The sequence below is a fragment of the Saccharothrix coeruleofusca genome, from assembly GCF_014648515.1.
GTDB lineage: Bacteria > Actinomycetota > Actinomycetes > Mycobacteriales > Pseudonocardiaceae > Actinosynnema > Actinosynnema coeruleofuscum.
Genome location: NZ_BMRG01000024.1, coordinates 33,137 through 45,586, shown reverse-complemented (window position 1 = coordinate 45,586; position 12,450 = coordinate 33,137). Strand labels below are relative to the sequence as shown.

Sequence of the window (12,450 nt, the reverse complement as noted above, 5' to 3'; positions counted from 1 at the left end):
TCGCCTGGGACCGCAGGCACCGGTTCAGCGCCCGGCTCGGCGCCCGGCTGGGCAGGGCGGTGCAGGAGCCGGTGATCCAGGACGTGGAGATCCCGGTGCGCGGGCTGGCCGAGTTCCTGGACTTCTTCCACCGCGAGATCGGCATCAGCCCGGTGTGGCTGTGCCCGGTGCGGTTGCGCGACCGCGCGGGCTGGCCGCTGTACCCGATGGACCCGGACGTGCTCTACGTCAACGTCGGCTTCTGGTCCACAGTGGACCTGCGTCCCGGTGAGCCGGTGGGCAGCCGCAACCGGATGATCGAGGAGCGGGTCTCCTCCCTCGGCGGGCACAAGTCGCTGTACTCGGACTCCTACTACCCGGAGGACGAGTTCTGGGCGCACTACAACGGCGAGGCCTACCGCGCGCTCAAGCGGCGGTACGACTCGGCGGGACGGTTGCCCGACTTGTACGCCAAGTGTGTCCTGCGAAGGTGAAGGGAGCCGGGCCTTGCGGTTGGCGGAGGTGTTCCAGCGGGTGACGGGCGGCGGACCGGCCGTCGGGTTCAGCGCGTTCGACGGCAGTCACGCCGGCCCCCGCGACGCGGCGACGCGGATCGAGGTGCGCTCGCCGGAAGCGCTGGCCTACCTGGCCTCCGCGCCGGGGGAGCTGGGGCTGGCGCGGGCCTACGTGACCGGGCACCTGGAGATCGTCGGCGACGTGCACGAGGCGGTGGCGCAGCTGTCCGGGCTGTCGCTGCGCGCGATCCCGCTCCCGGAGCGGGCGGCGCTGCTGGCGGAACTGGGGCGCGTCCGGCTCGGCACGCGGGTGGAGCCCCCGCCGCAGGAGCGGCGGCTGCGCGGCCTGCGGCACTCCAAGACGCGCGACCGCGCGGCCATCGCGCACCACTACGACGTGTCGAACACGTTCTACGAGTGGCTGCTGGGACCGTCCATGGCCTACACCTGCGCGGTGTACCCGACCGCCGAGTCCACCCTGGAGCAGGCCCAGTTCGCCAAGCACGACCTGGTGGCGCGCAAGCTGGGGCTGCGCGAGGGGATGCGCCTGCTCGACGTCGGCTGCGGGTGGGGCGGCATGGTCCTGCACGCGGCCAAGCACTACGGGGTGCGGGCGCTGGGCGTGACGCTGTCGCGCAACCAGGCCGAGTGGGCGCAGAAGGCGATCGTCGAGGCCGGGCTGTCGGACCTGGCCGAGGTGCGCTACCTGGACTACCGGGACGTGCGCGAGAGCGGGTTCGACGCGATCAGCTCGATCGGGCTGACCGAGCACATCGGCAAGGCCAAGCTGCCCGCCTACTTCCGCGCGCTGCTGCGCAAGCTGCGGCCCGGCGGGCGGTTGCTCAACCACTGCATCACCCGGCCGGACAACCGGCAGCGGGCGCGCACCGGCGGGTTCATCAACCGGTACGTGTTCCCCGACGGGGAGCTGGTCGGCCCCGGCCACGTGGTGTCGCTGATGCACGACACCGGGTTCGAGGTGCGGCACGCGGAGAACCTGCGGGAGCACTACGCGCTGACCCTGGCGGCCTGGTCGCGCAACCTCGACGAGCACTGGGACGAGGCGGTCGAGGAGGTGGGGCTGGGTCGGGCGCGGGTGTGGCGGCTGTACCTGGCGGTGTCCCGGCTCGGGTTCGAGCGCAACGACATCCAGCTGCACCAGGTGCTCGGCGTCCGCCTGGACGGCACCGACGCCCACATGCCCCTGCGCCCCACCTGGCCCTGACGTCCGCAAGTACCACCCGTGGCGCCCCCGCGAGCGCATTCCTACTACCCGGCAGGCGGGCTCGTCGGGACGGGTAGTAGCGATGCGCTCGCGGGGAGGGGGCGGGTGGTACTTGCAGGCGTCAGGACGAGGGGAGGGCGAGCAGGGCGTCGACCTCGGCGGCGGTCAGCAGCTCGGGGCCGAACAGCGGGCCCTGCGCCGCCCGCACCCCGAACTCGGCCAGGCGGGCCGCCTTGTGCTCGTCGTCCACGTCGGCCGCGTACAGCGGCATCCCCAGCGTCCGCGCCCAGGTGAACAGCGCCACGGCGGCGCTGTCGTCGTGCCGGTTCGCGTCCGCGGCCAGGCTCCTGACCGGCCAGCTCTGGTACTTCACGCCGTTGAGCCCCAGCTCCCGCAGCCGCTCCGGCGGCAGCGCGCCGCTGCCCTGCCGGTCCAGCAGCAGCCGCACGCCGTGCTCGCGCAGGATCGCCAGGTTCTCCACCTGCTCGTCGTTGATCGTCAGGATCAGGTGCTCGTTCAGCTCCAGCAGCAGCTTCGCCGCGGGCAGCCCGCTGGCCCGCAGCACCTCCAGGACGCTGCCGACCAGCTCCGGCTCCTGGCACTGCCGGGTGCTCAGGTCGATCTGCAGCGCGGGCGCGGCATCGCCCAGCGCGGCGTGCCAGCGACCGGCCTGGGCGCACGCCTGCTCCAGCGCCCACCGGCCCAGCAGCACCGCCATCCCGTTGCTGGCGCACACCGAGGTCAGCGAGTGCGGGTCCAGCAGCCCGTGCTCGGGGTGGTCCCAGCGCAGCTTGGCCTCCACCGCCACCAGCGAGCGGTCGGCCAGCGAGTGCACCGGCGCGTAGTCGACCCGGAAGTCGCCCTGCTCCAGCCCGCCGGGGATGGACGCGGCCAGTGCGAACCTGGCCCGGTCGCGCTGGTCGCGCTCGGGGTCGTGCAGCACCCACTGGGCCTTGCCGTCGGCCTTGGCCCAGCCCACCGCCACGTCGGCGCAGCGCAGCAGCTCCGCGGCGTCCCAGCCGCGACCCCGGCGCACCGCGATGCCGACGCTCACGCTCACCCCGACGCCGTGCGCGCCGTCCACCCACACCGGCTCGGCCAGCAGCTCGACGACCTCCTCGACCAGCGCGATCACCGACCGCAGGTCGGCCGGGTCGCGGATCAGCACGCCGAACTCGTCCGGGCCGATCCGGGCCAGCTCGCCGACGCCGTCGAACACCGCGCGCAGGTGACCGGCCACCGAGGCCAGCAGGCGGTTGCCCACCTCGTAGCCGAAGGCGTCGTTGAGCACCCGGAAGCCGTCGACGTTGAACACCAGCAGCGCCGCCGAGTCCGGGCCCTGGGAGCCGGAGGCGCCCTCCAGCCAGCCCAGGAACTGCGCCCGGTTGGCCAGCCCGGTCTGCGCGTCGTTGAGGCTCTGCTTGAGCAGCTGCGTCTGCAGCGCGCGCACCTCGTCCAGGTCCTCGATCATGGCGACGTGGTAGGCGGGCTCGCCCAGCTCGTCGCGCACCAGCGACATCGCCACCAGCGCGGGCATGGTCTCGCCGTCGCTGCGCACCAGCCGCTTCTCCACTCGCACGTGGTCCCGCCCGCCGGTGGCCAGCGTGCCCGCGATCTCGTCGATGGCGCCGCGGTCGTCGGGGTGCACCAGGTCGCGCGAGGTCATCCCGCGGATCTCGTCGGCGGTGTAGCCCAGCAGGGACAGCAGCGCCTCGTTGAAGTCCAGCAGCGTCCCGTCCGGGGAGGTCACCGCGATGGCCACCGCCGAGGTGCGGAACACCGCGCGGAACTTCGCCTCGCTGGCCCGCAGCGCCGCCTCCGCCTCGCGGATGGACATGATGGCCGCGCTCTTGCTCAGCTCCTGCTGCTCCAGCGTGCGGTCGCGCAGCGCGTCGCTGTACCCGGCGGCGATGCCGCCCAGCACGGCCATCAGCCGGTGCGTGCGGTCGGCGGGCAGGCCGAAGTGGGGCAGCAGGTGCTCGCCGACGAACGCCAGCGTGCGCTCCAGCGTCACGGTGGAGATGAAGTCGTTCTCGATCATCGCGCGGCCCAGGGCCTGCGCCTGGGCGACGCCGGGGTGCTCGCCCGCCACCGCGGCGTGCAGCTCGTCGGTGAAACCCGCCAGCAGCCGCACCACCTCCTCGCGCGACATCGCGCTCAGCACGGTGGAGCCGATGGCGGCGGCCCAGCGGTGCGCGAAGTCCTCGCGGGCGAGTTCGTACGCCCCGAGTTCCGCGCGCGACTGCTGTGCGGCTGTTGCCTGCTCGACCATCTTCACTCAGTTCTGCGGGGGCCGATCGCTCACGCATTCCGGTGGTTGTCGCTCGAATTGACCGGCTGTGGTCCGCTGGTCGCGATGAGCTTACTGGGGCCGGTGCGTGCGCGCGCAAGCGATCTTTTGGCTGACCCCGAGCACGCCTCACCCGCTCGGGGGGCGATGCGGACCGCTCGGCGGATGACGCGGGGGGTGGCGCGGGGATGGCGCGGGGATGCTGCGCCGGAATGGCCTCTGCCAGCCCTATTCAAGGGGGTGTGGAATTCGCCTCCGCACAGCGGTCCGCCCCCGCGGAGAACCCCGGTCGGGGCTGTCCGCGGGGGCGGAACGCCGTGTGGTCCGCGTGGTCCGCGTGGTCAGGCCACCGCCGACAGCACCGACGCGATGCGCGTGGCGATGCGGTCGTTGTCGGTCGGAGCCAGGCTGAGCCAGCCGTCCTCGCGCACCATCAGGTACCGGCCCTGGTGGGTGTCGAACCAGGTGATCAGCGTGCCCGCCCGCGTGCTGCGGTAGCCGCCGCCGACGCTGACCCCGAACTGGCCGCCGGCCACCCGGTTGGCGGCCAGCTCGCTGACCGCCGCCGCGTCGTCGCGGGACAGCCCGGCCTTCTGCAGCGCGGTGCGCTCGTCGACGTCCGAGGAGGAACCCCACGGGTCGTCCTCGTCGTCCTCGTCGGACTCCTGCTGGAACGCCACCGCGGCGCTGAGCGACTTCAGCCGCAGCGACAGCGCGTTGCCCGGACCGGCCGTGCCCTCCGGCAGCACCTCGACGATCTCGCGGGCCAGCGCGGTCGGCCGGATCTCCACCAGGCCGACCTTGCCGCTGTCGATGATCGCCAGCACCGCGCGGTCGCCGCCCGCGGCGGCCAGCGCCCGCACCGGGCGCTCGATGTGCGCCACCGCGTCCACCGCCACCCGGTGGTCGGCCAGCAGTCGCAGCAGCTCGACCAGCCGCTCGTCCGGCTCGCCAAGCTCGGCCAGCACCTCGGCGCGCAGCCGGGCCCGCTCCTCGCCGGTCTCGCCCACGCTGGGCACGTCCAGCGGGTAGGGCAGCCTGCCCAGCCCCAGGTGGTGCCACAGCACGTCCAGCTGGACCGGGGTGAGCAGGTACTGGGGCTCGATCACGACTGCTCGCCCTTCTTCTTGGGCTTCGCGCCGCCGATCACCGACGGGGGCAGGTTCTCGCCGGGCACCTCGAAGATGTCCTCGCCGCGGATGTACGCGGCGGAGCGGCGCTCCTTGTCCTCGCCGCCCTGCCCGCCGTGCGCGCCCGCCATCGGGGCGCCCGCGCCCATCGGCATGCCGGTCGGACCCGCCGGGCCGGTGGGGCCGAAACCGCCGGTGGGCATCGGGCCGCGGTTGGGCGCCACCGCGCCCGTCGAGCCGCCTGCGGCCAGCTGGCCGCCCGTGCCGCCCGCGCCGCCGCCGCCGAAACCACCGGCACCGCCGCCGAAGCCGCCCGCGCCGCCGCCGAAGCCACCGGCACCGCCGCCGAAGCCACCGGCGCCGCCGCCGAAGCCGCCCGCGCCGCCGCCGAAGCGCGCCGCGTTGGCGCCGCCGGGACCGCCCGCGCCGCCGCCGGGGACACCGGGCCCGCCGGGGCCCTGGTAGCTGCCGGGGACGTTGGGCCCCTGGTAGCTGCCCGGCACCGGCGGCTTGATGTTCGGGTTGTAGCCGCCCTGAGGGTTCGGCGGCACGTAGCCACCGCCCTGCTTGTTCTGCGGCGGCGTGTACTGCGTCGGGGTGTTGGTGACGGGCCGGTTCGCGGGCGGCACGTAGCCGCCGGTCGGCGGGGTGTAGGTGTTGGGGTTCGTGGACCGGGTCGGCTGCTGGTAGCTCGGCGTCGTCGACGGCGGCACGTAGCCGCCGCCCGCCGGGTTGGTGTAGCCGCTCGACGGCGGGGTGTAGCTGCTGGGCGGGGTGTAGCCGCCGCTGGGCGGGGTGTAGCTGGACGGGGTGTACGGGTTCGCCACCGGCACCGAGGCCGCCGCGGCCGCCGCCGTGGTGCCCTCCGGCCGGTAGGCGGGCGTGACCGGGGTCATCGGGCTCAGCTGCGCCGCCGGGGCGCTGCTGGTGAACGCGCCCGCGCCCGACGGCGGGGTGTAGGCCGCGGCAGCGGGCTGCGCGGCGCCGCTCATCGGGGTGCCCGTGCTCTGCGGGGTCGGCGCGTACGCGGTGGCCGCCGAGGCCGAGGTGGTGCCGCTGGGCATCGACACGGCCTGCGCGTCACCCAGGGTGGGCGCGCTCAGCGTGCGCATCATCATCGGCTGCGGCTCTTCGGTGCGGCCGGTCACCGGGTTGAACGGCGCGGTGAACTTCGGCGTGGTCTGGTCGACCCCGCGCGACTCGTTCTCCATCGTCGTCATCACGGTGACGGCGTGCTCGTGCAGCGCGCGGGCGTGGCTGTTGGCCGCCTCCACGTCCGCGGCGGAGGACAGCAGGCCCGAGATGCCGCCCGCGGTGAACACCCCGGTGGCCTGGTCCCAGCTGAACTCGACCGGCTCGGGCATGCTGGCCCGCGCGTTCTGCATGATCTGGCTCTGCGCCTGCACCCTGGTGCCGACCACCACGGCGGTCTCGGCGGTCTTGGTGACCCAGTCCGACAGCAGCCTGATCGCGGCCCGCGCGCTGTCCGCGGCGTCACCGGTCCAGCCGGACTCGCTCGACGCGACCCGCTCGTTGATCACCCGCGCGGACTCGGTCAGCTCGGTGCCGAACTGCCCCCACTCCGAGCCGATCTCACCGGTCTGACCGGGATCGTTGTTGTTGTGCACCGCCTCGTACAGCTCGCGGTGCGAGCGGGACGCCCAGTTCTGCGCGTCCGTCAGGACCAGGTCCAGTTCCTCCGCCATGACCCTCTCGCCTCTCAGTTGCCGCTCAGCCTGGTCAGCTCGGAGCCGTGCTCCTCGTCGACCAGCTGGAAGTTCCGGATCGCGCTCTGCACGGAGTCGTGCGTCTGCTGCAGCACCTCGCGGTACGCGGTCATCACCGACACGAACGACAGCGGGTCGCCGTCGGCGCGGGTCTCGAACTTGTGGGCCATCCGGTCGCCGACGGGGTTGGCGCCCAGCGGAGCCGGGCGGGCCAGCCTGCCCGCGCGCTCCAGCCAGGAGTCGACCTGGTCGATCTGCTCCAGCAGCATCCGGCGCAGCTGCTCGCCGACCACCGGGTCGAGGGAGACCCGGCCGGAGTTCACCGTCTCCTGCAGCGCCTGGACCTGCGCGCCCAGCGCGGCCTTGGTGGCCGTGACGCTCGCGGCGGTGGCGGGGACGCGCTGGCCTGAGACCTCGTTCTCGTTGCCTGCATCGGCGATGTACATCGGCTTCCCTCGCGGAGGCAGCATGGTGGACGGAACCAACCCTTCCCGGCCGCGCCAACGCCCGGCCAACGCGCCGCCAATGCGGCCGGGACGAAAGCCCGAACGGCTGTGGGAAACTCTGCGACTACACGCTGACTACGCGCTGACTACACGCTCACAACGCCGGAAGGTCTTCTGATGCGGGTCAACCTGCTGGGCCCCGTTGAGCTCGTTTCGGCCGGTGGGGAAGCTGTTCGCGTGGGCGCGGCGAAGCGCCGCACGGTGTTGGCCGCGCTCGCCCTTGAGCTGAACCGGGTCGTCTCCGGCGACCGCCTGCTGGCCCTGGTGTGGGACGGGGCGCCGCCCCCGCAGGCCAAGGCCGCCCTGCAGGGCCACATCGCGCAGCTGCGCAAGGTGCTCGACGACGGCGTCTCCCTGGTCACCCGCGCACCCGGCTACGTGCTCACCGGCGACCGCGACGCGGTCGACGTGTTCCGCTTCGAAGACCTCATCGCCGCCGCCCGCGAGGCCGACGACGAGGCCGCGGCGGCCCAGCTGACCTCGGCGCTGCGGCTGTGGCGCGGCCCGGTGCTCGCCGACGTGCCCGCCGACCAGCTGCGCGAGGCGGTGTCCGCGCGGCTGGAGGAACTGCGGCTGGTGGCCGTGCAGGACCTGGCCAGCAGGCTGTTCCGGCTCGACCGGGCGGGCGAGGCGGTGAGCGGGCTGCGGGAGGCGGTGGACGGGCACCCGCTGCGCGAGCCGCTGGTGGCCCGGCTGGTGCTGGCGCTGCACCGGACCGGGCGGCAGGCCGAGGCGCTGGAGCTGTTCCACCGCACCCGCGAGCAGCTGGCCGAGGAGCTGGGCGTGGACCCCGGCCCCGAGCTGCGCGAGGCGTACCAGGCGGTGCTGGCGGGCGACGCGCCGCCGCCGTCCCCGCCGCCGTCCCCGCCCGCCCCGGTGGAGCGGCCCACCGCGGTGCCCGCGCAGCTGCCCCGCGAGCACCGCGGCTTCGTCGGCCGGGACGCGGAGCTGTGCGCCCTCGAAGAGGCGCTGACCGGCCAGGACTCGGCGATCGGGCTGCTGGTCGGGCCCGCCGGGGTGGGCAAGACGGCGCTGGCGCTGCGCTGGGCGCACCGGGCCGCGGGCGACTTCCCGGACGGGCAGCTGTTCGTCAACCTGCGCGGGTTCGACGAGACCGAGCCGCTGGACCCCCGCGCGGCGCTGGTGGGCTTCCTGCGCGCGCTGGGGCTGTCGGACTCCCAGATCGCGGCGGACCTGGAGGACCAGGCGGCGCAGTACCGCTCGCTGCTGGCCGGGCGGCGGGTGCTGGTGGTGCTGGACAACGCGCGCTCGGCCGAGCAGGTGCGCCCCCTGCTGCCCGGCTCGTCGCGCTGCCTGGTGCTGGTCACCAGCAGGCACCTGCTCGACGACCTGGTGGTCACCGAGGGCGCGACGTCGCTGCAGGTGCAGACGCTGCCCGAGCAGAACGCGGAGGACCTGCTGGCCGCGGCGCTGGGCAGGCAGCGCATCGAGCAGGAGCCGGAAGCGGTCGCCGAACTGGTGGAGCTGTGCGACCGGCTGCCGCTGGCGCTGCGCATCGCGGGCGCCCGCCTGGCGTCACGGCCCCGGTGGACCGTGCAGTCGCTGGTGGACGAGCTGCGCGACGAGCAGGGCAGGCTGTCGGGCCTGTCGCTGGAGGCCGGTCGCGGCGTGCACGCGGCGCTGGCGGTGAGCTACCGCGAGCTGCCCGAGGCCGCCGCGCGGCTGTTGCGCAGGCTGGGCCTGCACCCCGGCACGGACCTGGACAGCTACACCGCCGCGGCGCTGATGGACATCAACGTGGTGACAGCCCGCACGCACCTGCGCACCCTCGCCTACGCGAACCTGCTGCACGAGTCCATGCCGGACCGGTACTCCCGGCACGACCTGGTTCGCCTTTTCACCCACCAGCTGGCGGCCACCGACTCCGAGGCGGACAACGCCGAGGCGACCAGCAGGCTGCTGGACTACTACCTGCACGTGGCCGACGCGGCGCGGGCCCACCTGTCCGACCACGTCCGCCCGTTCGCCCCGCCCGCCCACCGGCCCGCCAGCTCGCCGGAGCTGTCCTCGCACGCCGCCGCGCTGGAGTGGTTCACCCTGGAGGAGGCCAACCTGGGGCTGGCGCTGGACATCGCGCAGGGTGGCGGGCAGCACCAGCGCACCTGGCAGCTGGCGCTGTGCCTGGACGCGTTCCACTTCCGCCGCGGCAACCGGCTCGACCGGCTGGCGCTGTGCCGCATCGGCCTGTCCGCCGCGCGCGAGCTGGGCGACGCCCACGCCGAGGCCACGTTCCTGCTGCGGCTGGGCTCCACGCTGGCCGACATGGGCCGCATCGAGGAGGCGGTGCGGGCGTGCACCGACGCGGCCCGGCTGGCGAGCGGCGACCGGCACCTGGAGCTGGCCGCGCTGGCCAACCTCGGCTACTGCCTGATGGCCGACGGCAGGCTCGACGAGGCGCAGGAGCGCATCACCGAGGCGCTGGAGCTGGCCCGCGAGGTCGGCGACACCCGGTCGCAGGCCAGCGGGCTGAACAACCTGGCCAACGTGCTGCTGGCCAAGGACCGGCCGGAGGAGGCGCTGCGGCACGCGACCGAGGCGCTGGGCCTGTTCGGCTCGGTGGCGCCGACGAAGGCGCACACCGCGACGCTGCACACGGTGGGCGCGGCCAACCAGCGGCTGGGGCGGCTGGACGAGGCGCTGGAGTCCTACCGGGCCGGGCTGGCCCTGGCCGAGCGGCTGGGTGACCGGTACCAGGAGGCGCTGTGCCACCGGGCCATCGGCGACGTGCTGGAGCAGCAGGAGAGCGCGGAGGCCGCGCTGCCGCACTGGGTGTCGGCGCTGCGGCTGTACCGGGACCTGCGCCTGGCCGACGCCGACGACCTGGCCCGCCGCCTCGACCCCACCCCCCTCCACCCCAACCCCCTCCACCCCGCCCCCCGCTGACCCCGCGAGTCGAACGCTCGGGTACCGCGAGTCGAACGCTCGGGTACCGCGAGTTCGTCGTTCGGGTTGGGTTATCCAGCAAAGCGGCGCTCGCCGGGCCCCGCTGCGCGCGCTTCGCGCGCGCCCCTCTGGTGCGTCGGCAAGTACTACCCGAGGCCGACTCGCGGGGGCGGCACGCCCGACACGCCCGCGACCGGGTGACGCCGGGGGCGGGCGCGTGCGTCCTGAGCGTTGAATTCGGGGGTTCTGAGCGTTCGACTCGCGGGGGGTTAGAGGGCTGCGGCGACGGCGCGGCCGGCTACGCGGCCGGAGAACAGGCAGCCGCCGAGGAAGGTGCCCTCCAAGGCCCGGTAGCCGTGGACGCCACCGCCGCCGAAACCGGCCGCCTCGCCCGCCGCGTAGACGCCGGGCAGGGGGGTGCCGTCCGCGCGCAGCACCCGCGACGACAGGTCGGTGTGCAGGCCGCCGAGGGTCTTGCGGGTCAGCACGGACAGGCGCACGGCGATCAGCGGACCGGCCTTGGGGTCCAGCAGCGGGTGCGGCTCGACCACCCGCATCAGCTTGTCGGTCAGGAAGTGCCGCGCCTCGCGCATGGCGTTGACCTGCATGTCCTTGCCCAACCCGGACAGCACCTGGCGGTCCCGCTCGACCACCAGGCGCTCCAGCGCCACCGGGTCCACCAGGTCCTCGCCGACCAGGGCGTTCATCCCGGCGACGACCTCGGCCACGGACGAGCCGAAGATGAACTCCGGGGACTTGCGGGCGAACGCCTCGACCGGGGCCACCGCGCCGGGCAGCGCGCGGCGGAGCACCTGGCGGACGTCCTTGCCGGTGAGGTCGGGGTTCTGCTCCGAGCCGGAGAGCGCGAACTCCTTGCCGATGATGCGCTGGTTGAGCAGGAACCAGGAGTGCGAGTACCCGGTCTTGACGATGTGCTCCAGCGCGCCCAGCGCGTCGAAGCCGGGGAACAGCGGGATGGGCAGCCGGGCGCCGGTGGCGTCCAGCCACAGCGACGACGGGCCGGGCAGGATGCGGATGCCGTGCGCGCTCCAGATGGGCGCGTAGTTGGCGATGCCCTCCGGGTAGTGCCACATCCGGTCCTCGTTGATGATCTCCCCGCCCGCCGAGGAGACCACCTGGAGCATCTTGCCGTCCACGTGGTCGGGCACGCCGGAGAGCATCCGCGCGGGCGGTGTGCCCAGGCGCGCGGGCCAGTTGCGGCGGACCATCTCGTGGTTGCCGCCGATGCCGCCGGAGGTGACCACCACGGCTTGGGCTCGCAGCTCGAACGCGCCCTCGGCGGTGCGGGAGCTGGGCGCTCCGCGCTCGGCCGGGTCGGCGGCCAGCACGTCGCCCGCCACGCCGTCGACGACGCCGCCGGTGGTGAGCAGGGACGTCACGCGGTGCCGGAACCGCAGGGTGACCAGGCCGCGCTCGACGCCCTCGCGCACCCGCCGCTCGAACGGCTCGACCAGCCCCGGCCCGGTGCCCCAGGTGACGTGGAAGCGGGGCACCGAGTTGCCGTGCCCGGAGGCCAGGTACCCGCCGCGCTCGGCCCACTGGACCAGCGGGAACCACCGCACGCCCAGCGCGTGCAGCCAGGCGCGCTTCTCACCGGAGGCGAAGTCGACGTAGGCCTCGGCCCACTTGCGCGGCCAGGCGTCGACGTCGCGGTCGAACGCGGCCGAGCCCAGCCAGTCCTGCAGTGCCAGCTCGGCGGAGTCCTTGACCCGCAGCCGCCGCTGCTCGGGGCTGTTGACCAGGAACAACCCGCCGAAGGACCAGAACGCCTGGCCGCCGAGCGAGGCTTCGGGCTCCTGGTCGACCAGGATCACCTTGCGGCCGGCGGCCACCAGTTCGGAGGTGGCGACCAGCCCTGCGAGACCCGCGCCGACGACGATGACATCTGCGTCCTGTGCCATCGGGCGAGTCTAGAGCGGCGAGGTCGAATCTGAAAAGATTTCATGTAATGGGGCCGTCGGCCGTCCGGATGGGGGGAGGTTCCGTTCGGCCGACGGCGGTCGGGCGTGTGCGGGCGCACCGGCAACGTCTCGGGGAGAGGTGCCGCTCGGGTTCCTGGGGGGAAGAGAACCCGGCGGGCCTGACGTCGGGCGCGGCGTCCGCTCGCCGACCACTAGTAGAACGGGTGGTGTCGGATGGGTGTTCCCGGCGTG

Annotated in this window: 7 protein-coding genes and 1 pseudogene; 3 read left to right on the top strand and 5 right to left on the bottom strand. The window is 74.1% G+C overall.

The window, feature by feature from the left end:
• Both IEZ00_RS37515 and IEZ00_RS33145 read left to right on the top strand, forming a co-directional pair.
• Positions 1-473: pseudogene (locus tag IEZ00_RS37515) on the top strand (FAD-binding protein); the annotation flags it as partial.
• A gap of 13 nt (positions 474-486) precedes the next feature.
• On the top strand, positions 487-1,719 hold the full coding sequence (locus tag IEZ00_RS33145; protein WP_189227329.1) for an SAM-dependent methyltransferase: 1,233 nt from the start codon (positions 487-489) through the stop codon (positions 1,717-1,719).
• A 121-nt stretch (positions 1,720-1,840) separates the two neighbouring features.
• Here the strand turns inward: IEZ00_RS33145 and IEZ00_RS33140 are convergent, their stop codons facing one another.
• From IEZ00_RS33140 to IEZ00_RS33125, 4 genes are all read right to left on the bottom strand, one after another.
• Positions 1,841-3,991 (bottom strand): putative bifunctional diguanylate cyclase/phosphodiesterase, encoded by a 2,151-nt coding sequence (locus IEZ00_RS33140; protein ID WP_189227328.1) that lies wholly within the window; start codon positions 3,989-3,991, stop codon positions 1,841-1,843.
• A 359-nt stretch (positions 3,992-4,350) separates the two neighbouring features.
• Entirely contained in the window at positions 4,351-5,118 is a 768-nt protein-coding gene (locus IEZ00_RS33135; protein WP_189227327.1) for an ESX secretion-associated protein EspG, read from the bottom strand.
• The gene (locus IEZ00_RS37905; protein ID WP_189227326.1) at positions 5,115-6,845 is read right to left on the bottom strand and encodes a WXG100 family type VII secretion target; all 1,731 of its coding nucleotides are present in this window, start codon (positions 6,843-6,845) and stop codon (positions 5,115-5,117) included. The genes IEZ00_RS33135 and IEZ00_RS37905 overlap by 4 nt, the downstream gene beginning before the upstream one ends.
• A gap of 14 nt (positions 6,846-6,859) precedes the next feature.
• On the bottom strand, positions 6,860-7,312 hold the full coding sequence (locus tag IEZ00_RS33125) for a hypothetical protein (RefSeq protein ID WP_189227325.1): 453 nt from the start codon (positions 7,310-7,312) through the stop codon (positions 6,860-6,862).
• Positions 7,313-7,549: 237 nt separating this feature from the next.
• Between IEZ00_RS33125 and IEZ00_RS33120 the strand changes: the two genes are divergently transcribed.
• Positions 7,550-10,276 carry an AfsR/SARP family transcriptional regulator gene (locus IEZ00_RS33120; RefSeq protein WP_229796346.1) on the top strand — a complete coding sequence of 909 codons (2,727 nt, stop codon included), beginning with the start codon at positions 7,550-7,552 and terminating at the stop codon, positions 10,274-10,276.
• A 269-nt stretch (positions 10,277-10,545) separates the two neighbouring features.
• On the opposite strand, the gene IEZ00_RS33115 is transcribed toward IEZ00_RS33120, so the two are convergent.
• On the bottom strand, positions 10,546-12,198 hold the full coding sequence (locus IEZ00_RS33115) for an FAD-binding dehydrogenase (RefSeq protein ID WP_189227323.1): 1,653 nt from the start codon (positions 12,196-12,198) through the stop codon (positions 10,546-10,548).
• Between the last annotated feature and the right edge of the window lie 252 nt (positions 12,199-12,450).

Excerpts from the sequence above, each read along its gene's own strand:
- IEZ00_RS33115 (WP_189227323.1), bottom strand. The coding sequence starts at position 12,198 with ATGGCACAGGACGCAGATGTCATCGTCGTCGGCGCGGGTCTCGCAGGG.
- IEZ00_RS33125 (WP_189227325.1), bottom strand. The coding sequence starts at position 7,312 with ATGTACATCGCCGATGCAGGCAACGAGAACGAGGTCTCAGGCCAGCGC.
- IEZ00_RS37905 (WP_189227326.1), bottom strand. The coding sequence starts at position 6,845 with ATGGCGGAGGAACTGGACCTGGTCCTGACGGACGCGCAGAACTGGGCG.
- IEZ00_RS33140 (WP_189227328.1), bottom strand. The coding sequence starts at position 3,991 with ATGGTCGAGCAGGCAACAGCCGCACAGCAGTCGCGCGCGGAACTCGGG.